Source organism: Thermosporothrix sp. COM3, assembly GCF_059696735.1.
In genome coordinates this window covers 3,237,437-3,262,076 of the sequence record NZ_AP019376.1, presented here as the reverse complement: position 1 = coordinate 3,262,076, position 24,640 = coordinate 3,237,437, and the positions used below count along the sequence as shown (strand labels likewise).

The following is a 24,640-nucleotide window of genomic DNA, read 5'->3' as shown; positions in this document are numbered from 1 at the left end:
TCGACTTTGCGATATTTTCTCAGGAAGAATAGATACGCTATGATTGTCCATATCGCCACAATGATGGGCGCAGTTTCGGTGAAAGGCGTATAATATAGGGCTTCGACATTCGTGCTTATGATCGCAAGACAAACCAGGATGAGAGCAAGAAGAAGGCAGATCATCTCTATTATGCTTCGTTTTCCAGGGTGTCGATACATCTGTCTCTTGCGTGACATATATGCACATCCACACACAATCATTAACATTCCCGTGAGCAAGAGCCGGGGGGTTCGTACTCCTGCGGGAAGGATGAGAATACCCAAAACGATGCTCACCCATGAACCCCAATACCTTACTTTCTTCTGCTTGGCTCCCGGTTTCATGCTTTTCGCCTGGGAACTTTGCATTCTTTTATCTGATTCGTCCATTGTTTTCCCTTCTATGAAGCAGTATGTCAGGCTGTACGAATCCAAATAGCAATTATTACAAAGAGGGCTTGAGCCAGTTCGTAGCACTTGTAGCTCTGTCCAGGCACGATTGTTCCTTTCTGATTGACAGAGCTCTATGACAGAAAAAGATTTCCTTATGAAGCTCTCTCCACAAAGTAGCTTACCTGGATTTTTTGCCTCTAAGCAAGGGTTTTTGACACAAATATTGCAGGAGCGGGAAAAAACTTGCCCCCCTGCACAGTGAGTAGTCCATACTATACTTCTCAGCCATGCTTACAAGCACTGTTTCAACTGCTGCAAGCTCTTGCTCTATGGGTTCGAGGAACTTTGCTGAGACGACGTTCGGATTTTCTGGAATATGGCCCTATACTTCCGCAATAGTAAGCTTCGACCAAGCAAGAGAAGATCCCGGACATTTCCTCAGCTCATGCAGGAAAGAGCTTGAATTTTTCGGTATACCTACGGCTTTGTCATGGGGTTTAGCACTTTAGAACACTTGAAAGCATACATACCACATCAGCGCATAAGCTTGCCAGCGCTGAATTGCTCCGTCTTTGCACACACATTCTTGATTTTAATCTCGCACATACTTAGCGAGGATGAAGGGAAAATGTACATCTTCACCCCCTTGCATGGCGGGGACAAGCATAAACATTGCAAAAGCACCAGCTTATCCGCTCCATTTCGAGCGGGAACCTGCACTGTTCATCAATTTGCTCCTCAAAGCACATCAAATCGTCCCCATTCATTGCCCGGCTTGAGCAGGCCACGACCCTGCAACAGCCCCGCGTAGAAATGAAACAGAGAACCTGGCTCCAAGCAATTTCCGGAGGCAATTTTTTTCTGGTGCAATGCTTGGCGAAGTATTTACGCAAAGCGCAGTAAAAACAATCACATTTGCTTGAGGATTGATCTTGTAGGTGACGTCCGTAACCAGGAACAAGACTTAGTTCAGGAATTTAAGGTTGTTGGTCATGCAACACCATTTCGGCGTGTCCAAGAGCCCAACAGGGCATCACATGCTTATTTCGGTCAGCGAATTCTTAAAGAAGGGCAAGTTTCCTTTGTACATATGAGGACGCTGGATTTATCCAACCATCCTAAAAAAGAAATATACGAGATCCGCCCCACAAAAGGGCACCGAACGACCTTGCTATATCACGATCTACGCCGTATCGATGAATGCATAGGCAAAATACTTTATGATTTTATTCGAGGGTATACTGCTTACCTCGCTAAATACGGGATTATAGCCACCTCAAAAGAACGGCTCTTTCAGCCTTTTACTCCACCTAAAGGTCTGGATCAGCTACCTCTCGCTTTGTTGCAAACAATTTACGTCTACGATAACCGCTTACAGCCAACTCATTCCCTTCAGGCCTATATCGATCTACTTTCAGAACTTCGACCTGATTTGCGCTTTCGTTCTCTCGATAGTTTTGATACTCTTCAAGATGGCGCTGTGCTAGTCATACAAGATTGCCGTAAGGAAGACTTCGAAGAAGATGGAGTCCTTTATGGGCATTTTAATGATCCATATCTTACTCTCTATGAGCAGTACCCATATATACCCAAACAATCCTTCAACGTTAATCTGAATGGTGATGAAGGAGCGAAAGCCACCTATTTCAAATACCCTCTTCTTCCCAAAGATAAGGAGCAACTAAAACTCTTCAAGCAAAAAATTGAAATGGCTCTTTCTCAGCTCTATCTCAAAGATGTCATTCTCAACCAACGAAACGTTCAGAAGCGTTTATCACTCATTCCTACAGGCTATATCTTTATTCGAAAAGAGAACAGTCATGAAACTCTTCTATACATCGATAAAGAGGAGCTACGATTTATTTGTTTGGATGAACCAGATGGTCCTGACCAACGTGATGAGCTGCTTCAGCAATTTGGTATATGCTGGGAAGAGATGTATAAACAGATGCTGCAAAAATATCACAAGTTAAAAGACGGTGAAACTGTCAAACATCTTACACGCTACGATGTTATCATTGGTCCGGGATTTTTGTAGAACTTGAAGGCCTAAATGAGCGAGCTTTGTATAACTATGACGAAATTACAAAACGGCAGGCTGAGCTTGAAAAACGCTTTCCTGTTAACGATTTTAAACTAGCTCCATACTATGAACGTTTACGATCAAAGAAGATGGCCTCTTATCAGGACCTGGTTAGCAAAGGATTGCTAAACGGTGAACACAAATCTATTGAGGAAGCAGAGATAAAAGCATTGGAGTTCTATCGCCGACTTGAACAGTATGAGACGAGACCAGACGAAGATAGGCCTCTAAGGCGTTTGTATCAGATGTCTGGGGGACCAATTGATGCGGTATTGACAGTAATTCAATAACGAAGCACATGCCGCAACATGGTTCTTTGGATCGCGATAATACTCCACCTCACTGGCTGCCGGGTTAGAAGTATCCACTCCCCCTGAAGTCATATTCAGCAATAACTGTACTTGATGTTATAGACACATATCCTTTATTTATTCACTTAAAAGAGACGAAAACTGTACAAGAGAGAATTACTATTTGCATCTCTCACTTCTGAAGAATGGCTCGATTTTCCAGAAGCAGGATCGTTCCCCTTCTGCACACAGCTCAATCGGCTCTTTGTCTCAGAGGCCAGTCGGGGAACACCTCGTGTCCGTTGTTTACGAATAGTTGCCCTCACTCGTTGCCACAGCGTACCTATGAGGAACGGATCAAGCCGCTCGCACCGGGTGAATGGTGTACATCGTTGTTGTCAATACGCAAGCATGAGCTCCAAGCTCGTCCTTAGGTAATTTGCCAGGGTGCTTTCATCAGAGTGTTGAGGGTCCTAGCGGGCACGCTCCTGACCGTACAGCAAGGTCCGGGCAAATGGCGCAAGATGCCCTCGGAGGCGATCCGCCGCATCAGCCTTGCAGTCAGAGGTATCGATCCTGACATAAATAGAAGTAGCGAAGACTGGAACTACTGTCATCATCTCATCCTTTTCTTTTTTGAAAAGGCTATCATGTCTCCTGCCGTCCTCATAACGCCCAGTTGAACGTTTTCTAGAATTTTTCTAGTGTAGTAGTATCTCTCTGCCAAGCTTATGCAACACTCTTTTAGTATTCTTCTCATATATCCTGTCACTCATACTAAAGTGCCTGCATTTTCCTTACTATTCGCTGATAAATTCACGATAGCAGTATTTATCCTGATTACTCTGATATCAGCAGATACTTCTTGTTCTGGTCAGCACTCGAACCTGATAACCGGCGCCGAGCAGTTGAGGGATCAAGTGGCGACCAAGCACGCCTGTCCCTCCTGTGACTAAGACATGTTGCATATTTACCTCTCTCATATCTACTTTGAAATTTTCTTCTATTCGCCCAGGATTTGCTTGTCTGGTAAGAAACGATAGCTCTGATCGTTGTGCTCCTTGTCCTTCTCAGAAGCAATTTCTTTTTCAGCTCTCCCTTGCAATGAAGCTACCTCTTGTGTCTGGAGAGAGAGCAAGGTCAAGCCCAGACTGTTGATTTTGAGCAGAACCTGATAGAGTGCTGCTTGATCGATCAAGTAACCATACAAGATCGTTGTGCCAGAGACCTGAGGAAGGATCTGAAGATCCTCAAACCATCCTTGCCAGGACGAATCCAGCTGTTCTTTGATACCAATGGAGCATCGAATGTTTAGCACTTGCCTCCTTTCGTTGAATTTGTAGGAAGCATAAAGCGCCAGGGGGTGAGTTGCCTTCACCCGATCGGATGATTGTGAGAGGGTGAGGGAAAAGGATTAGAGCGAAGATAAGCGACGAGCTACAAAGCTTGCCTCTACACGATTGTGGACACCCCATTCGCGATGGAGGCTATTCACCCTATTGACCGAAGCCACCAGGGCTCTTGCAATCTCTGGATTGGGCTGCCCGGCAACGAGGAGACGCAAAACTCAGGCTCTACCCCGATCCGTACTGCTTGCTTGTGGCTCTTTGCCAGAATAATTGGGGGGGTGCGCTGGTTTGATGAATCTCTTCACCTGCTTGAAACGACATCTGTCGAGAGGAAGCAGATGCAGAATGGCCCAGATGGTGTAACAACTTACCCTGGGTAGCAAACCGTTCATCAACCAATCTATTTTAGAAATCACAGACGAGCCGAGACCAGGTAGCTTGATCGCAGGTATAGAACAGGGCTGTATTTGTGGTTGAGGTGAAATGTTCCTTTGTTTTCGTACCTGGTTGACAGAAAGCGAAAAATTCGGTATGCTCTCCTTGTTGATACATCGTATCAATATAGAGATGGTGTACACGGCCATCAGATTGATCAGATTTGCGTCATTGAAATGGAGAATGGAACCAATGGACTATGAAGTGATTATTGTTGGCGGTGGAAGTGCCGGGTTGAGTGCGGCTCTGGTGCTTGGCCGATCGCGCAGGAAGGTTCTGGTCTGTGATGCTGGCAATCCACGGAATACCCCGGCAGCGGCTGCCCACAACCTGTTATCTCGTGATGGGATTGCGCCGCTAGAGCTGCTGCGTCTTGGGAGAGAACAGCTTACCCCCTATACAAGTGTGGAATATCGCCAGATCATGGTACAGGAGATTACGCCGCTTGAGCAGGGTTTCAAGGTGCGGCTGGATGATCTATCGGAGATTACCACGAAAAAAGTGCTTCTAGCAACCGGTATGGTTGACGAACTGCCTGATATCCCGGGAGTTCAGCAATTCTGGGGAAAAAGCGTGATCCATTGCCCGTACTGTCATGGATGGGAAGTTCAGGATCTCCCGCTTGCCGTCTATGCTCACGGTTCGGTAGCGGTGGCAGCCTCCCTGATGATTTTGCAGTGGACGAAAGATGTTGTTCTCTGCACTGGTGGGCCGGCAGAACTTAACGACGAGGAGCGTCAGCACCTTGAACGTGCTGGTATTCCCCTCTATGAGGAGCCAATAACCGCACTTGAGGGGAGCGATGGCAGACTTGAGCGCATTGTGTTTAAGAATGGCGATGTATTGACGCGCAAGGCGATGCTGCTTCATGCCCATATGCATCAACGCAGTAACCTCGTTGAGCAACTTGGATGTGAGTTGACGGAGCATGGATCTATCAAAGTCGATGAGATCAGGCAAACCTCCATCCCAGGTATTTTCGCGGCAGGAGATGCGGCAACGCACTTCACTATCCTGGCGCATGCCGTGTCTCAGGGGACACTGGTTGGCATGTTCATCAATACCATTTTGCAGGGCGAGGCAACCGGCTATCGCTTCATGTAACTGTTAGAAAGGAAAAGAGCAAATCCTTATGCAAGGACATACGCTTGAACGCATGTCGTTGACTATGCTTTTCCTTGTGCTCTTGCTGGCCGCCTGTGGCGGGGCTGCCAGCTCATCACCGACGGCACAGGGGAAAGCACCCGATGACAAGCAGATATTTATCAGCCCGCTCCCAGGAGCTTCTCAGGTCGATACGTTTGACCCTGCTCGTACACGGTCTATCTGGATGATCAATCCTTTGCGCATGATCTATACCGGTCTGGTGACTCTTGATGAACAGGGAAGCGTACGTAATCAACTGGCCGTTTCAGCTCAGGTCAGCGATGACGGTCTGAGCTATACCTTTACGCTGAAGGATGGCGTGACCTTTAGCGATGGAGCCCCGCTGACCTCCAACGATGTTGTGTATAGCCTTGATCGGGCGCTGCAACCCGCCACAAAGTCGCCAACGGCTCTGAGCACTCTTTCCATGATTCGCGATGCCGACCAGCTTGCAAGCGGAAAACTGAAAACGCTGATCGGGAACAGTTTGCTGACGCCTGATGAGAAGACGGTTATCATCAAGCTGAACCGAAAAACGCCTTCTTTTCTGAATGCCCTTTCGTCTATGTGTGCCTTTGTACTTCAGAAGAAGGTTGTCGAGCGCTATGGCTCTGATTCCTTTGGTCGGGCAGAACATGTGCAGCAAGGGGCGGGTATCGGCCCCTTTCGGCTGGCACAGTATGAAGAGGGGGTGAAGGTTGAGCTGGTGCCTGATCCTCGTTACTACGGGGAACAGCCACAACTGAAGAAGGTTCTCCTTCCTTTTTATAAGAATCCGGGCACGATCTATAAGGCATATGAAGCCGGACAGCTCTCGTTTACCTTTGTTCCTTCTGCTCAGACCGAACAGGCAAAAGCGCTACCCCAACAACAGTATCATCAGCAACCGCAACTGTTGACGCGCTATTATGCACTCAACTATCTGACAAAGCCATTCGATAACATCAAGATCAGGCAGGCGTTCGCCCTGGCGCTGAACAAAACCCAGATAGCGGAAAAGGTGTATAAGGGAACGGTTCAACCAACCAATCACATTGTCCCGCAGGGAATGCCCGACTACGACAACGAGACAGGCTCTGTTCCATCTAAGACTGAAGGAGATGAGCAGCAGGCAAAGAAGCTGTTGCAGGAAGGGATGAAGGAAGCAGGAATAACTTCCCTCCCGGAGATTACCTTTACAGTGGCAACCAGTGGCTATCCCGATTACCAGAACGAGTTCGCGGCTGCCCAGCAGATGTGGCAGAAGGTGCTTGGTGTGACGGTTAAGATCAACAATGTGGATAGCAGCCTGCATCTGAAAGAGGTGACAGCCAGCGTCAATAATCCTCGGGGATTGCAGATGTGGCCCGCTTTTCTGTCGCTCTCCTATGCGGACCCTCATGAGGCAACAACGGCCTACTTCGGGAAACATGCGCCTGGCAATACGATGAACTACGGCGCAAACTTCTCCGCGACTGTAAAGCAGCAACAGGACGTACAGGAGATGCTTGAGCGGGCAGACGTGACGACAGAAATCGAGGAGCGGATGAGGCTATATCATACCGCCGAGCAAAGGTTGCTTGAGGATACGGCCATTATTCCTGTCTATCAATATATGAATGTCTATCTGCTGAAGCCTTGTATCCAGGGCTTTACCGCGAATACAGTAGGCCTGGTGTCTCCGGAAACATGGGGAAAGGTCTTTGTCTCCAATACCTCACCCTGTGCCAGCGCGTAGCGAACAGACTGCAAGTGGATCGCATGGCGTAAGGAGTCCTCTGACGCATGGCGATCCCTTGCGAAAGAATGTGAGAAAGAAATGCCAATTGATATTCTGAAGAGTATACAATACAGTGTTGCCTCTCTGCTCCAGGTGTCAGAGGAACAGCTTTCCCCTGACCTCCCGCTGACACAACTGGGCCTGGAGTCAATCAGCGCTCTTCAACTTCAGAGCCTGATATGGCAGGAGTTCGGGGTGCAACTCCCTCTGCTGTTCTTTCTGGGGGAAACAACGCTCCAAACTCTGGTTGAGCGAGTGGTGCAGGAGCAGAGAGTCCATCAGGTTGCCACATTGCTGACTGCCGATCCCCAGCAGCGCTATGAACCTTTTCCCCTGACAGAGATTCAGCAAGCATACTGGGTCGGGCGGCAACGGGGCTTTGTGCTTGGCAACGTCGCAACCCATTTTTATCAGGAGTATGAACGGGAAGGCCTGGACATTGAGCGGCTTGAATATGCCTGGAATCGGCTTGTTGCACAACACGACATGTTGCGAACGGTGATCCAACCTGATGGGATGCAACGCGTTTTAAAGGAAACGCAGGTGCCTTTGTACCACTTTCGCGTATATGACATGCGAGATGAGGCACTACAAGAGCAGCAGCTACAGGATGTTCGTAATGAGTTGTCACATCAGCAGTTTATCACGGAGGCGTGGCCATGTTTTGATATTCGACTCAGCCGGCTCACTGAGCGGCGTTACCGGATACATCTGAGTTTCGATGCGCTCTTTCTGGATCTGACCAGCTTCTTTCTTCTGATGCGGCAGTGGAGCCAGCTCTATCAGCAGCCAGATCTGATGTTACCGACAGCGGCTATCACTTTTCGTGATTATGTTCATTTTCTTGAGCAGGAGCGACTTACAGAGCGGTATCAACGGGCGGAGGCATACTGGACTGAGCGCATTGCCACACTTCCTCCCGGGCCTGAATTGCCATATTGTAAGGCATTCTCGGCGGTTGAGCAGCCACACTTTACACGACGCGCCGAGGTGCTGGAACGGGAGCGCTGGCAACGCTTAAAAGCCCTGAGCGCCGGGTATGGGATTACGCCATCGGCGACGTTGCTGGCGGCCTTTGCTGCACTGCTTCAGCGTTGGAGCCGCAGTCCTGCCCTGACGCTCAATGTGACCCTGTTTCATCGTCCGGCTGTCCATCCTGATCTTGAACAACTTATCGGGGACTTTACTTCCACCAGTTTGCTGGCGGTGGAAACCAATACGGAGGACTTCGCTTCATTTGCTCGGATCGTGAACCGTCAGCTCTGGCAAGATCTGGAGCAAAGCAGCTTTAGCGGTGTGAGCGTGCAGCGAAGACTGGTGCAGCAGCGTGATGATCTATTCACAATTGCAACTCCCATTGTTTTTACCAGTGGTCTGCATACTCCCCAGTTCCTTGATGGTCCTTTCCCAACACAATGGCTCGGAGAGCAGATCTACGCAATCAGCCAGACACCACAGGTTGTGCTGGATCATCAGGTATTTGAGCGTGATGGAGCGCTTTTCTTTCACTGGGATGCGCAGGAAGAAGTCTTTCCGCCGGGCTTCCTTGATCGAATGTTTACCTGCTATTGTGCTTTACTTATCGCTCTTGCGGATGACGAGGCATACTGGCAACAGAAACAACTACCTTTGCTCCCGGACGAAGATAGAGAGCTGCAAGAACAGGCAAACCAGACACAGGGTGTACTCCCGCATCATTTGCTACAGCAGCCCTTTTTCGAGCAGGCGCAACGCTTTCCCCACCGTCCCGCGCTTTATACCATGCGTGGAACAGTGAGTTATACCCAACTGGCCCTACGAGCCCGGCAGCTTGCGGCTCATCTTCGGCAGGAGGGCGTGCGAAGCGGGGACCTCGTAGCAATTGTACTGCCCGCTGGCCCGGAACAGATCGCTTCAACGCTGGCGGTGCTCGCAGCAAGCGCTGTCTACGTGCCGCTTGATGCGCAGTGGCCCGCGCTCCGGCTGCAACAGGTTTTGCTGCAAGCAGAAATTTCAACGGTTCTGACAACAGAAACGCTTGTGACGGCCCTTTCATGGCCTGAAGGGATACGTGTGCTGGCAACGGAAACGCTCCCGGTTTCAGAGAGCGTACCCGTGCTCCCTGACGAGCGGACGCCTCAGGACCTTGCTTATATTATCTATACGTCTGGCTCAACGGGGACACCAAAGGGCGTGATGATTACGCATGAGGGAGCAGTCAATACGATTCATGACATCTCGACGCGCTTTGCTGTCGGGCCAGATGATCGGATATTTGCGCTCTCCTCCCTGAGTTTTGACCTATCGGTGTATGACATCTTTGGCCTGCTTGGCGCGGGTGGGGCGCTGGTACTGCCTGAACCAGAGCTACGGCGCGATCCTGCTCACTGGCTTGAGTTGATTCAGCGCCACAGAGTCACGATCTGGAACAGTGCCCCCGCCTTGATGGAGATGCTGCTGATGTACGCAGAAATTCGGGCGGAAGAGGTGAGAAGGGCACTTCAAAGTGTGCGGCTGGTGCTCCTGAGCGGCGACTGGATTGCATTAAGTTTGCCGCAGCGTTTGCGGGCGTTAGCTCCACAGGCGCAGATAATCAGTCTGGGTGGTGCAACTGAGGGCTCTATCTGGTCGATTGCCTATCCAATTACCGATGTACACCCCGATTGGAAGAGCATTCCCTATGGTCGGGCGCTGCGCAATCAGCATATGTGGGTTCTCAACAAACAGCTTGAACCGTGTCCAGTTGATGTACCGGGACACATCTATATTGGTGGTGCAGGGGTAGCTCTCGGGTACTGGAAGGATGAGGCACGAACGCAAGAGCGCTTTCTTGTGCATCCTGAGACGGGGGAGCGCCTCTACTGGACAGGTGATATGGGAGTGTGGCGCAGAGAAGGCTATATTGAGTTTCTGGGACGAGACGATCATCAGATCAAGCTTAGAGGGCATCGTGTGGAACTGGGAGAGATTGAAGCCGTGCTCAAGCGTCATGCAGAGGTTATTCAAGCCGTTGTTGATGCACCAAAAACAAGAGATGGGCAACGTCGGCTTGTAGCCTATGTCCAGAGTGAGGGGCCCTGGGAAGAGGTGCATGCACAACTGAAATCCCATGCACGGCAGTACCTCCCGGAGTATATGCTTCCGCTACAGTATGTTGCCGTCCAGCATTGGCCGGTGACTGCAAACGGAAAGCTGGATCGGAAGGCGCTTCCTGATCCCTTTTCCGGGTCAAAGATGGAGGCGAAGAGGATTTCAGCGCGAACTGCTCCAGGAGCAGAGCGTATCCTTGCTGTCATTCGGCGGGCACTGAAGCTGCCTCATTTTGATGCAGAGCGTAGCTTTCTGGCGCTTGGGGCTACCTCCCTGCAACTGATACAGGTTGCGAACGCTCTGGAACATGAGTTACAGCTTCGTCTCCCTATCATTGAACTGGTAGAAGCACCCAGCCTGATGGCTCTGGCTCATACATATGTCGAACGGCTGACGAATAGTCACAGCTCTTCTGTGAGGAGTGGACCCGGTATTCCGCTCTTACAGGATGTGCCAGAGGAGGTGTACCCCGCTCCTCTGTCATTGAGCGGCTTGAGTCGCTGGTGGCAGCTCCTGCGTGAAGCGATACCTGAAGCGGTGCAACTGCATATATCGCTCCCTGAGGATACAGGGGATGGCATTTGCGCAGGAAGCTATCTCTATGATGCAACCACCCATGCTTTGTGCCCGCTTCAAGAGAAAGTAAATGTACCACAACGTGACTGCTCGTTTGCGATTTACTTTGTTGCCAGCGAGGCTCATCATACCACCCGGGCATTGATGGAGGTCGGGCGCTGGACTGAGCGCATGCAACGAACGGCCTTACAACTTGGCTGGCGGGTTGATGAGCCTGATGAACTCCCTGATCAGTCGCCGCTTCTGCATGCACTGTTTGTCTACACCGAAAATGTTGTGTCAGATGCATGGGAGGAGGGAAGTCTGTGACTCTGGATCATGTGCTACATGCAGTGCAACAACGTGCTATTCAGCTCTGGGTCCAGCATGGCGAGCTTCGTTTTCGGGCTCCGAAGGGTGCTATGACGCCGGAATTGCGGGCAGAGATCCAGCGCTGGAAGCGGGAATTGATAGCTTTTCTTGAGCCACGACTTCTTTTATCTCGACCGGAAGCACGCTATGAGCCGTTCCCGCTGACTGATATGCAACTGGCGTATCTGTTCGGACGAACGGGTGCATGGGCCTATGGGAAAGTCGCACCTTATTACTACACAGAAATTGATGCCTATAATCTGGATCCGAAGCGACTTGAGCGTGCTATTCGGCGGCTGGTAGCACATCATGATATGTTGCGCGCGTTTGTGACTCTGGATGGTCAGCAATGTGTCGCAGAACGGGTACCTCCTTATGAGCTTCCTGTCCTCGATCTGCGCGGAAGGTCGGCGGCAGAGGTAGAGGAGCAGCTACGTATACGCCGGGAGCGTCTTTCGCATCAGGTGCTTGATCCGCATCGCCCCCCGCTTTTCACATTCTGTCTGACCCGACTTACTGATCAGCAGTATCGTCTGCATTTTGGACTGGATCTGCTTTTCTGTGATGCCTATAGCGCATTACTCCTTTGTCAGCAGCTTCGAGAGCTTTACGAGCGACCGGAGACGGAGCTTCCAGAAGCCGGCTTTCTGTTTCGCGATTGGGTTGAGCATCTGGAACGGCAAAAAGAGCAGGAGCGTTATCGCAAGGCCTATGCCTACTGGATGGAGCGGCTGGAACACCTGCCAGCAGGGCTGGATCTGCCATTGCGGCTTGTAGAGGGGCCAGCGCGGTTTCAGAGGCAGCGGCAGGAACTGGCAGTGTCACGCTGGCAACTGCTGAAGCGTCTGGCGGCACAGCAGGGGTTGACGCCTTCCGGGCTACTGCTTGCTGCCTTTGCAGAAGTGCTGATGGCCGGCATGAAGCGGCGGCACTTTCTGCTGACGTTGACGCTGTTCAATCGACCGAGCATATACGCAGGGATTGAGCGGCTGATAGGGGATTTTACCTCGACGTTGCTGATAGAGGTTGATGGGCAGGGCGCAACCTTTCTTGAGCGGGCGCGGTTACTTCAGCGGCGGCTCTGGCGCGATCTGGAACATGCTGCTGTTCCCGGTACGGTGGTTTTGCGCGAACTCGGGAAGCTGAGAGGCGAAACCATGATCGTACCCATTGTCTTTTCAAGTGGCATCTACGATCAGGGGGGTGTCAGTGGTGATGCCTCGCAGCTTCTCACAGCGTTTGGCAAGACGGTGTATAGCATCAGTCAGACGCCGCAAGTGGCGCTGGACCATCAGGTATTCGAGCGTGATGGAATGCTCTGCTTCAACTGGGATACTGTTGAGGCTGCCTTTCCCCCGGGCTTGCTTGATCGGCTGTTCAGCCGCTATTGCCGCCTGTTAACGCTCCTGGCCGAGGACAAACGGTCCTGGCAACAGAGCGAGTTCTCTTTTCTACAGGAAGAGGTCCTATGGACGCCTGCCTGTAAACAGCAACCCGCGCCGCGCCACAACGCTGAGCCACCTGTAAACGAGCTGGAAAAGACGCTGTATGCCATTTTTTGTGCTGTGCTTCAGCGGGAGGAAATAGGGGTGCAGCAAAACTTTTTTGAGATAGGGGCAAACTCGCTCTTGCTAGTGCAGGCGCAGGGCCAGATCTGCCGCCAGCTCGGGCGTGAGATCTCTGTCCTGATCCTGTTTGAATATCCCACCATTCGCAGTCTGGCCGCATTCCTGAGTCAGGATCAGGTGATAGATGAGGCGGCCCATACTGGTCAGCATCGTGCCGCTCGCAGACGGCAAGCACTTCAATATACCCGAAAGAGAGGATAAAATGTCATATCAGGACTCAAATAACTCCAATGCTATTGCGATTGTCGGGATGGCATGCCGTTTCCCGGGCGCTCAGAATCTACATGAGTTCTGGCAACTCCTGCGTGATGGCGTTGAGGCCGTCACCACGTTTACCGAGGAAGAATTGCGGGCCAGTGGAATTGCCCCCTCCGACTATACCGCGGAAAACTATGTCCCGATTGGCACGGTCATAGCAGATCAAGACTGCTTTGACGCCGCTTTCTTTGGCATGAGCGCAACGGAAGCAGCCTTGCTTGATCCACAGCATCGACTTTTTCTTCAATGTAGCTGGCACGCGCTGGAAGATGCCGCTCACCTTCCCGAACATTTTCAAGGCGCTGTAGGAGTCTTTGCGGGAAGCAGCCTGAGCGCGTATCTGCATAAGAATCTACATGAGCGCTTTGACCCCTATACGCATGCAAATCCAGCAGAGATGTTACAGGTTTCCATAGGAAATGAGCCAGACTATCTGGCAACGCAGGTCTCCTATAAGCTTGATCTGAAGGGGCCTGCTATCTCTGTGCAGACGGCCTGTTCAACCTCGCTGGTTGCTGTCCATCTGGCCTGCCAGAGCCTGCTGCTGCATGAGTGTGATTTGGCGCTAGCAGGTGGGGCAACGCTACGCGTGCCGCAGAAGCAGGGCTATTTCACGTTGGAAGACGGCCCATTCTCACCTGATGGACATTGCCGGACTTTTGATGCGGAAGCAGCAGGTACGCTGTTCAGTCAGGGTGTTGGCGTTGTGGCACTGCGTCGCCTGACTGATGCGCTGGCTGATGGCGACCATATCTACGCTATCATTCGTGGGACTGCAATCAATAATGATGGAGCCGGAAAAGTCGGCTTTACTGCCCCCTCGGTTGAAGGGCAGGTACGGGTGATTACCGAGGCACTGGCCGTCGCTGAGGTAGAACCGGAGAGCATTTCATATATAGAGGCGCACGGAACGGCCACACCCCTGGGTGACCCGATCGAGGTTGAGGCATTAACGCGGGTGTTTGGCAGACAGGCCGAGAAAAAGTGTTTGCTGGGTTCGGTAAAAACAAATATCGGGCATGCAGAGACCGCGGCAGGTATCGCAGGGCTGATCAAGACGGCGCTTGCTCTCCATCACAGACAGATCCCGCCCAGTCTGCACTTTAAGCGTTGGAACCCCCGTATTCAGGCGGAACAGACCCCCTTCGCCGTGAATACCGAACTCGTTGAGTGGCAGCATCATGATACTCCCCGGCGCGCGGGCGTCAGCTCGTTTGGTTTCGGTGGGACAAATGCCCATGTTGTTCTTGAAGAGGCACCGGAGTCCCGGAATACACAGCATGACGACTCACCAGAACTCTTTGTGTTCTCTGCGCGTACGCGGTCTGCCTTGCATAGAACGGTTGAGCAGTTTGCGGAGCATTTGACAGACAGCACACAGGCATACGGTGATATTGCCTGTACCTTACAGATGGGGCGAAGAGCGTTTCGAGAACGAAGCTTTATTGTTGCCTCCGGTCGTGAGCAGGCATTAGAAGCGCTCAGACAGGAGTCCGGGGCGCTCTGGGTACGAAGTGCACTGCAAGAACAACCAGAAGTCGTGTTTCTGTTTCCGGGTGGTGGCTCACAACATATTGCGATGGGAAGCGCGTTATATGCGCGTGAAACGGCCTTTCGGCACGAACTGGATCGTTGTGCAGAGATGCTCTATCCGTATATTCAGCGAGATATCAGGCAAGCTATCTATCAGACAGATAAGCACGGATTGCTTGATCCAGCAGTGGCGCTCCCTGCTCTCTTTGCCGTTGAATATGCGCTGGCCCGACAGTGGATGGCCTGGGGAGTAGAGCCTGCTGCGATGATTGGACATAGCCTGGGTGAATATACCGCTGCGACGCTGGCGGGTGTCATGAGCCTTGCAGATGCACTCAAGCTCGTTGCTGCACGCTCTCAATGGATGGCAAAGATTGCACACGGGGTCATGGCAACGATCCCCCTTCCGTATGAGGAAGTGCGCGTGCTCGCGCAATCCCTGGATATTGCGGCGGTGAATGGACCCGCTCTCTGTGTAGTCTCAGGAACCGAAGAAGAGATTGCAGAACTTGAGCGGCAGCTTCAAGCCCGAGATGTTCAGATGAGAAGGCTTCCGCTGGCTGCGGGCGCTCATTCTCGGTTGGTTGAGCCGTTTATGGCTTCGCTGGAAGAGGTTGCGGCAAGTCTTACATTGCGACCGCCTCAGATTCCCTATATCTCGAATGTGACCGGGACATGGGTTACTGCTGAGCAGGTGACACGGCCTGCCTATTGGGCGGAGCATCTGCGTTGTCCGGTGCAGTTTTCGCAGGGATTACAGGCGCTCCTGACAAGCCCCCGGCTCTTTCTGGAAGTCGGACCAGGAACGACGCTGACAACGCTGCTCAGGCAGCATCCCGAACAGAAAGCGGCAATTGATAGTATCGCATCCATGCGACATCCGAAGAGCGATGATGATGATTATGTCACGCTGCTCAATGCTGCCGGGCGGCTCTGGTGTGCGGGGGTTCCCTTGCAATGGGAGGCGCTCCACGGTGAGCGATGGCAGCGTGTCTCGTTGCCACTCTATCCGTTTGAGCGTGAACGGCACTGGATCGAGCCAGAGCAAGACGCGCCAAGCCGGATCCTGGTACAGGTGCCAGCATGGAAGGAGACTGCCCCTGTTCCGCTTCTTCCACCAATTCCACAGGAAAGTGTCTGGCTGATTGTCGGGAATCCCCATGGGCTCGGTGAGGAGCTTTTACGGCAGATTCAGCCAGCTCATGCCCTTCTGGTGCAGGAGGGAGACGCCTTCGGTGAGCATGAGGCTGGTTTTACGGTGCGTTCCGGACATGCTGCTGATTTTGAGCAGCTCTTTCAACGGCTCACGGAACAGCAGATCCAGCCGCGCTATCTGCTTTATCTGCCTGCTCTTGCTATCGAGGGGCAAGAAGCGATGAAGCGCCTGCTTGTAGACTTTGCCTCGCTCCTTGCCTCACAGGGACGCAGCAGTAGCGCGACCTGTACGCTCCTTGTCGCGCTACGGGGAAGTCAGAAAGTAGAGAGCAGTGATAGGATGCAGGCACTTTATACGCCGTTGCATGCGTTGAGTCGGATCGCACAACAGGAATATCCATTTTTACAGGCTCGTACAGTGGATCTCCCTGTAATGGCTGCTGACGCTGCTGCACGTCTGCTGATAGCCGAGGCAGTACGTGAGACCGAGGACACAGAAGTTGCATATCGTGGGCGGAGGCGTTGGGACCGGCAATGGGAGACACTAGAACTGCCTGTGGCATCGCTTCGTTTACGAGAGCAGGGCGTCTATCTGATTACCGGTGGCCTGGGAGATATCGGGTTGCAACTGGCGCAGCGTCTGGCACTGCGGGCCCCTGTGAAACTGGCGTTGCTTGGTCGGCATACAGTGTCTGCTGACGCGAAGAATGCGCAGCGCACAATGCAGATAATACAGCAAATACGGGAAAGCGGGAGTGAGGTCTTGCCAGTGACGGCAGATGTGGCCGATCTCCACGCATTACAGGAGGCTCTGGATCAGGTCAGGCGGCACTTTGGAGCGCTTCACGGTGTTATTCATGCGGCGGGCGTTATCGGGCACGAAACCTTTGTCCCGCTGGCAGATCTTTCGATGAACGAGCTAGAAGCCCAGTTTCAAGCGAAGGTAAGCGGCACGTTGAATCTTGACTGGCTGCTCTGGGACGAGGTACTTGATTTCCGTGTCTTGATCTCATCGGTTGCTACTACTGTTGGCGGCGTGGGATTAGGAGCGTATGCAGCGGCCAATGCATTTCTTGATGGCATGGCACAGGAAACAAATGGGCGCTGGCTCAGTATAGCCTGGGATGGTTGGCTGCTTGATAAGCCAGATGAAGACACAGCATTTTCTCGCGGCTTGATGCACCATGCAATGCGGCCTGACGAGGCGCTTGATATGTTTGAACGGATTCTGGCTCATGCAGGATCGTTTGGGTTGTCATCTGTAGCGGTCTCACCCTCGTCTCTCTCGCAACGAATGAAGCGTCGGGCGGAGAAGCGGCCCTTACCTGTGCAACCGATAAAAAGCAACGCCATACATGATACAAGTATTCCTCCTGCAAATGAGCTTGAGCGAGCCATGTGCGTCCTCTGGGAGGAAACACTAGGAGTATCACCAATCGGTCGGCATGATGATTTCTTTGAGCTAGGTGGCCATTCTCTCCTGGCTTCAGGCCTGGTTGCTCGCATTCGGGAGCGTTTCGGGATCTCGTTCAAGCTCAGCGATTTACTGCGTGCAACAACCGTTGCAAGACTTTCCGCCGCGCTGGCTGAGCTGCTCGAAATGCATGAGAGGAAGGCCGAAGTTCAGGTAGAACCCACAATCAACGCGGCACAACAGTCGGAGCCATTTCCGTTGACGCAGGTACAGCATGCGTACTGGGTCGGACGTGGTTCCACTTTTGATCTGGGTAATGTGGCCAGTCATGTCTACTTTGAGTTTGACTGCCCATCGCTCGATCTGGAGCGCTATACGCGGGCCTGGAATCGGCTAATTCAGCGCCATGAGATGCTGAGGATGGTTGTCTTGCCCGATGGGAGACAGCAGATTCTTCCGACGGTACCAGCATATCAAATTGCGGTGGAAGATCTTCGGGGGGTGTCAGATGAAGAGCAAACGGTCAGGTTGAATGCCAGGCGTGAACAGCTCTCTCATCATATGGTGAATGTGGAGCGTTGGCCACTGTTTGCCATTGAGGCGACGCGCCTGAACGAGCAGATAACGCGTCTTCACCTGAGCCTCGATGTGCTTATCTGTGACGCTGCCAGTTACGGTCTCTTACAGCAGGAACTCGCGGCGTTGTATGCTGATCCTGAACGAGAGCTTCCACCGTTGCGCTACTCCTTCCGGGACTATGTTTTAGCGGAGCAGGAACAGCGTGCATCGGCAGCTTTTGAGGAGGACGCACGTTACTGGCTCGCCAGGCTGGATGAGTTTGTGCCGCCACAACTGCCTTTGCAGCGTAGCCCGGCCTCGATCACACTGCCCCGTTTTGAGCGTCGAAGTGCCCGTTTGGAGGCTGCGCTATGGCAACGGCTGCAAAAGCAAGCCGCTCAGCTCGGCGTGACCTCAACTGTCTTCGTGCTGACAGCTTTTGCTGATGTACTGGGATACTGGAGCCGTTCAGCGCGTTTTACGTTGAATCTTACCCTGTTTAATCGCCGCCCGGTCCATCCAGATGTAATGAGGCTGATTGGTGATTTTACCACGTTAACACTGCTTGCGATCGATCATCGTGCTGGTGATGATTTTCAACACCGTGCAACGCGGCTTCAAGCGCGGCTCTGGGAGGATCTTGATCATAGCCTGTTCACGGCAGTGGATGTGTTACGCGAACTGTCGCGGGGTGAGGAACAGGTCAGCATGCCGGTCGTTTTTACCAGCACACTCGGGCTAACAGAGCAGTCTGCCCCGTCGGATTGGCCGGGTAAGCAGGTATATGCGTGCAGTCAGACACCACAAGTCTGGCTCGATCATCAGGTCTTTGAGGTTGATGGTGCGCTGCTCTTCAATTGGGACTCTGTTGAGGGCCTCTTTCCTCCTGGTTTCCTTGACGATATGTTTGAGGTCTATTGCACCTATCTGCGGCAGCTTGCAGAGGAGCAACCTGTTGAGTCGTTCGTGCCTCAGACATTCCTGCGCATCTGTAAGGAGACGAACGCGACACAGGAGCCGTTTGAACCGGAACTGTTACATATGGCCTTTCTGCGTCATGCCAGGCAGCAACCCGAGCGTATTGCTGTGCGTACATTGGAACGTGCCTGGAGTTATGGACAGCTTGAGCGCTGGTCTGGTGAGATTGCCCGCCGTTTACAGGAGCGTGCTGTGCACTCCGGGCAGCCGATCCCGGTGCTGATGGAAAAGGGCGTAGAGCAGATTGCGGCTATATTGGGAGTATTGAGAGCAGGTGCGGCCTATGTTCCCATTGATCCCTTTCTGCCTGGTGAGCGGATTGCGCGGCTGTTCAAAAATCTGGGGGCGACAGTCGCACTGACACAGCCTCGCTTTCGGGCTGAACTTCCTGTAGTGGAACACCTCCTTGAGATAGAGTGGATGGAGTTTGTGCAGTGCGAACGTGATGGCGTTCTACGAAAGCCAGAACCGATAGCCACGCGGCCCGATGACCTTGCCTATATCATTTATACTTCTGGTTCGACCGGTGAGCCAAAAGGAGTGATGATTGAGCATCAGAGCGCTCTGAATACCATTCTCGATGTAAACAGGCGCTTTGCTTTGACGGCTGAAGACTGTGTTCTGGGCCTTTCGGCGCTCAATTTTGATCTCTCCGTCTGGGATATCTTCGGGTTGCTGGGCACAGGTGGCTCGCTTCTCCTGCCTGATCCTGAAGGAGTACGCGATCCTGCTCACTGGCTTGAGTTGATGCAGCGCCACAAAGTGACCATCTGGAATACTGCACCGGCGTTGATGGAAATGCTGGTGATGTATCTTCAGCCGCGAGAGCTCGCCTCAAGCTGGACCGAACATCTGCGCCTGGTGTTGCTCAGTGGCGACTGGATCGCCTTACATCTGCCGGAGCGTGTTCGTTCGCTCTTCCCCCGGGCGCAGATAGTGAGCCTGGGAGGCGCGACTGAGGCTTCTATCTGGTCGATTTGTTACCCTATCGAGCAGGTAGAGCAGAACTGGAAGAGCATTCCCTATGGCAAACCAATGCAGAACCAGCGCTTTTATGTGCTCAATGAACGCTTACAGCCCTGCCCGTGTTTTGTAACAGGACGGCTCTATATTGGCGGGGTTGGGTTGGCACGGGGCTACTGGAATGATCCCCAAAAGACGGCAGAGCGCTTTATTATCCATCCGGAAACCGGTGAGCGGCTCTATGAAACAGGGGATCTGGGGCGCTATCTGCCTGATGGCACGATTGAGTTTCTGGGACGGGAAGATTTTCAGGTGAAGATCAACGGGCACCGTATCGAGCTTGAGGAGATCGAGGCCACACTGATGCAACATGAAGCGGTGAGCCGGGCTGTTGTGACCGTGATGGGCGAGCGCTTCGGCCTGAAGCAACTGCTCGCATATGCACTCCCGGAGCCGGTTGCAGATCCTGAGGGTGAAGAAAAGCAGAGGTGGCAGGAACTGATCCAAGAATGGGAAGCGGTAGTGCAGAGCTTACCTGTTCCACAGGGGAGTACTGGGATCACGGCAACGCTGGCCCGGCTGGAAGAAGTGCTACTCTTTTCTGTCTGTCAGGCACTGCGGGATCTTGGAGTGTTTACCGGGAGAAATGAAAGGTATACATTTGAGGAACTGATGCAACGGAGCACGATTCGTCCCCGCTATCGAAAATGGCTTCAGCGCAATATACACCTGCTGCACGAACGCGGCTATCTACACGTGCAAGGAGACATGATTCATGCTGAGGAGCCGCTTCCAGTGGTTTCATTGGATGAGCTATGGCAGGCATACCGGGATGAGGCTGCACGAGCCGAGGATGATGCGCTACGAGACATGGCCTGGTTGGACAATATCGCGCCTGTGGTCCCGGCTCATGTCAGAGGGCTTGCCGATGTGCTGACGGAACGGCTGCACTCTGCCGAGGTATATGCAACCGAGGAAATGGCGAACAGCTACCGCTTTTTCCACTACTGTAATCAGATGGCTGCGGAGGTCATGAGGCGCTATCTTGAACGACGCCCGACAGAAAAGCCGCTGCGCGTTCTGGAAATCGGGGCCGGATATGGCACGACAACGCGTTTTCTGTTGCCTTTGTTCCCACCCGAGCAGACAACATTCGTCTATACCGATATCTCCCGGTACTTCCTGGAGCATGCTCATAAACAGTTTGCTGCGTACCCATATGTCGAGTATCGTTTGCTCAATATTGAACAGAATCCACAGGTGCAGGGCTTTGATCTGCATGCGTTTGATATTGTGATCGCGTCCAGTGTGCTGCATGCAACGGCTGATATCGCGGAAACATTGCGCCATATACAGTCGTTGCTGGCAACTGATGGCGTACTGCTGCTGATCGAAGAGACGCGTTTCCACCGTGCCTTTGATCTCAGTATGGGACTTCAGCAGGGCTTTGATCGCTTTGAGGATCGCGATACACGGCAGGAGCATCCCTTGCTCTCCCGTGAACAATGGCGACAGATAGTGCAAGCGCATGGGTTTGAGTTGCCTGTGATTCTGAACAGGCAGGGTTCAGTGACTGACTTTTTCGGCTTTGATGTGATTCTGACACGTAACGCCCGGGCGGTCAGGCCACTTGATGCCACTTCTCTGCGCGATTTTCTGCGTGAGCGGCTTCCTGAGTACATGGTACCAGCATATATTATTCCGCTTGATATACTGCCGCTTACTCAGAACGGGAAGGTTGACAGGCGGATGCTACCTGTACCACATCATATCCAGCGGGATCACCAGAGTCGACCGCCGCAAAGCCTTATTGAGCAGTGCCTGGCCCACCTCTGGATAGAGCTATTGCATATCGATAAGGTCTCGCTGGATGATAGCTTTTTCCGTATGGGAGGCGATTCGCTCTCGGCTGTCCGTCTGGTATCTGGTATTCGAGATACGTTCAAGGTTGAGCTATCATTGCGCCAGATCTTCGCCTGTAAATCGCTGGAAGCGCTGGCTGCGACTATTGAGAAGCGCATGGGAGAGCAACATGTTTCTGTCTCTCAACTGGTAACCACAGAGGAAGACGAGCCGTTCCCCCTCGCCGATTTGCAGCAGGCGTACTGGATCGGACAGCAACATCTCTATGAGTTGAGCTACAATTCCGCTCATTTCTATATTGACTTTGAAACGCGCGGACTGGATGTGACCCGCCTTGAACGAGCATTGCAGCGGCTTGTTGCGCATCAGCCAATGCTGCGTTGTGAGATCCTGCCGGATGGTCGCCAGCGAATCAGGCCGGAGGTGGAACCCTATCGTGTGCTGGTGACAGATCTTCGCGCCTTGAGTGCCGATGGACAGCAGCGCGCTATCACTGCCTTACGGGATAGAATGATTCAAATGGGACCGAGGAATGAACAGCAATTACTCTTTGAGATCCGTGTACAACAGCTTGATGAGCAGCGTAGCCGGGTGCATCTCTGTTGTAGTTTGCTGATCGCCGATGGATGGAGCTTCTATATCTTCTTTTATGAGCTTTTCCAGCTTTACAATGACGAACAGCTTGAATTGCCGCCCTTGGAGGTGACCTTCCGCGATTACGTGTTAGCGCTTCAGCAGATGGAACAGGAGGAGCGGTACAAGCGGGCCCGGCACTACTGGCAAGAGCGAATCAAGGAGTTTTCGGAGGCTCCTCAATTACCGCTGGCCTGCGATCCTGCCAGTGTGACAAATCCGCAGATGACACGGCGCAGCTTCTCACTCGATGCCGCTCGCTGGCGGCGCCTGAAAGAGCGTTGTGGTTATTATGAGGTAACTGTCTCCGCAGTGCTGTGTGCTCTCTATGCCGAAGTGCTGGCGCGTTGGAGTCAGGAGCCCCGCTTTACCCTGAATATGCTCTACTTTAATCGGCAGCCGTTGCACCCCGGACTGGATCGAGTGCTTGGCCCATTTTCCTCGACGATGCCGATTGTTGCCGATTTGAGGCAGCGTGAGCGCTTTGTGGAGCGGGTGCGTCACTTTCAGATGCAGTTTGCTGAAGCCTTAGAGCACAGTCTGTACTCGGGTATTCGCGTCTTGCGTGACCTTGTGAGCCAGCGAGGCGGGACGCCACGGCCTCTTTTGCCGGTCGTCTTTACCAGTACGGTTGGTTTTGACTCGGCGTATAAGCACGTTCCAACCGACATGTTGACTATAGAGGATGTCTTTGAGAGAGTACGCACCCCGCAAGTCTGGCTTGATCAACAGGTGCTTGAGGAGGATGGTGAACTGCTTGTAAACTGGGACGCGGTTGAGGCCATTTTCCCGGCTGGAATGCTGGACGAGATGTTCGCAATGTATCAGGAGACTCTGCTACGACTGGTCGATGATGCGGATACCTGGGAAGCGCAGGAGCTGATCCAGAGAGCGGTGAGCAGCCCACCGCAGCGCAGGCCCTCCCCTGTTCATGGAGAGCTCAGGAGTGGTAGCAAACGAAAAGTTCAGAAGAGAAGAGATGCCGATGCGCTAGAGGAGCAGATTGCATCTCTATGCACGAAGCTGCTTGATGTGCCATCTCTTGGTGTCGACGAGAACTTTTTTGAGCGTGGTGGGAACTCGCTGTTTATTGTGCGCCTGCTGGTTGCACTTGAGCAACAGCTTCATTACAAGGTTCCAGCCGCGGCGCTCTTCCAGTCACCTACAGTTGAGGGAGTAGCTCAGGAGATACGCAATCGCTATATGGAGAAGAACGTTGATCCGGTTGTTCTCCTGCGCTCTGGTGAGGGTGCACCGCCACTTTTCTGTGTGCACCCTTCGGGCGGTGATGTGATGTCCTATCTTGAGCTGGCTCGCTTGCTTGATGGAAAGCGTCCCTTTATCGGGCTGCAAGATCCTGCTGTTTATGGAGCACATGAGGCAGCAGACTTACAGGAGATGGCAGCACGATATATGCAGGCACTGCGCCGAATACAGCCGCATGGGCCATACCTGCTTGGTGGTTGGTCAATGGGAGGAATGATCGCCTATGAGATGGCCTGTCAGCTTCAGGCAGAGGGAGAAAAGATCGCGCTTCTGGCGTTGATAGACTCACACGAGCCATCAATGGTCGTCCGCCAGTACCCGTGGAAAGGAGAGGATCGCACGCTCTTTCTGATGCTTGATTATGTACGCTCACTTGAGCTGTTTCTTGCCCATAGTAGAGAGGGTACAACGGGGGAGCGTTTCAGTGTGGCCGAAGCGGACTTCTTACGGCTTTCTCCAGATGAGGCGCAGGACAGAGTAATTCAGTGGATGAAACGAGTCGGGCTGGTTCATTCCAGGACCGCAGATGAGGACGTGGCACGGCGGATAAAAGTTGCTTGCCACCATATTCTGATGCTGCGTAAGTATATTCCTTCGCGGTTCCGCGGAGAGATGGTCTTGATTCGTGCTGGTGAGCGATCTCCAGTCAACTCACAGGTAGGAGTTGGTGTTGATGACAACTTTGCCGATCCCTATCTTGGGTGGGGATCATATGTACAGGGAAAGATAGTCATCCATACAGTGGATGGGCATCACTACACGCTGGTACGTCGCCCCGCTGTAGAAGAGCTTGCCACTATCCTGCGGCAGTACCTCTCCGACAAGACGATCAAGACAAGCTAGCGCTCGATCAAGAGCAAGGGGTTCCCTCATTCTCACAGGGGACCCCTTTGCTATGCAGCGGGGACAGAGCATGAATG

General features: G+C 52.6%; 8 protein-coding genes and 1 pseudogene. 6 read left to right on the top strand and 3 right to left on the bottom strand.

Features of this window, described 5'->3' with window-relative positions; genetic code table 11:
- Positions 1-1,332 precede the first annotated feature (1,332 nt).
- Positions 1,333-2,451 carry a hypothetical protein gene (locus KTH_RS13900; RefSeq protein ID WP_497619443.1) on the top strand — a complete coding sequence of 373 codons (1,119 nt, stop codon included), beginning with the start codon at positions 1,333-1,335 and terminating at the stop codon, positions 2,449-2,451.
- 808 nt (positions 2,452-3,259) lie between these two features.
- Here KTH_RS13900 and KTH_RS13895 read toward each other — a convergent pair.
- The 3 genes and pseudogenes from KTH_RS13895 to KTH_RS13885 all read right to left on the bottom strand — a co-directional run bounded on the left by KTH_RS13895 (position 3,260) and on the right by KTH_RS13885 (position 4,104).
- Positions 3,260-3,406 carry a hypothetical protein gene (locus KTH_RS13895; protein WP_497619441.1) on the bottom strand — a complete coding sequence of 49 codons (147 nt, stop codon included), beginning with the start codon at positions 3,404-3,406 and terminating at the stop codon, positions 3,260-3,262.
- 246 nt (positions 3,407-3,652) lie between these two features.
- Positions 3,653-3,754 (bottom strand): annotated as a pseudogene (locus tag KTH_RS13890) (NAD-dependent epimerase/dehydratase family protein); the annotation flags it as partial.
- Positions 3,755-3,789: 35 nt separating this feature from the next.
- Positions 3,790-4,104: a DUF8691 family protein gene (locus tag KTH_RS13885; protein ID WP_497619439.1), complete on the bottom strand. Its 315-nt coding sequence runs from the start codon at positions 4,102-4,104 to the stop codon at positions 3,790-3,792.
- A gap of 658 nt (positions 4,105-4,762) precedes the next feature.
- On the opposite strand from KTH_RS13885, the gene KTH_RS13880 reads away from it, so the two are divergent.
- From KTH_RS13880 to KTH_RS13860, 5 genes are all read left to right on the top strand, one after another.
- Entirely contained in the window at positions 4,763-5,674 is a 912-nt protein-coding gene (locus KTH_RS13880) for an NAD(P)/FAD-dependent oxidoreductase (RefSeq protein ID WP_497619437.1), read from the top strand.
- 28 nt (positions 5,675-5,702) lie between these two features.
- Entirely contained in the window at positions 5,703-7,433 is a 1,731-nt protein-coding gene (locus KTH_RS13875; protein ID WP_497619435.1) for a peptide ABC transporter substrate-binding protein, read from the top strand.
- Positions 7,434-7,514: 81 nt separating this feature from the next.
- Positions 7,515-11,429: a non-ribosomal peptide synthetase gene (locus KTH_RS13870; protein WP_497619433.1), complete on the top strand. Its 3,915-nt coding sequence runs from the start codon at positions 7,515-7,517 to the stop codon at positions 11,427-11,429.
- A complete protein-coding gene (locus tag KTH_RS13865) occupies positions 11,426-13,300 on the top strand; it encodes a condensation domain-containing protein (RefSeq protein WP_497619431.1) in 1,875 nt (624 codons plus the stop codon). The genes KTH_RS13870 and KTH_RS13865 overlap by 4 nt, the downstream gene beginning before the upstream one ends.
- Positions 13,224-24,563: an amino acid adenylation domain-containing protein gene (locus tag KTH_RS13860; RefSeq protein WP_497619429.1), complete on the top strand. Its 11,340-nt coding sequence runs from the start codon at positions 13,224-13,226 to the stop codon at positions 24,561-24,563. Before KTH_RS13865 ends, KTH_RS13860 begins: the two co-directional genes overlap by 77 nt.
- The last annotated feature ends 77 nt before the right edge of the window (positions 24,564-24,640 follow it).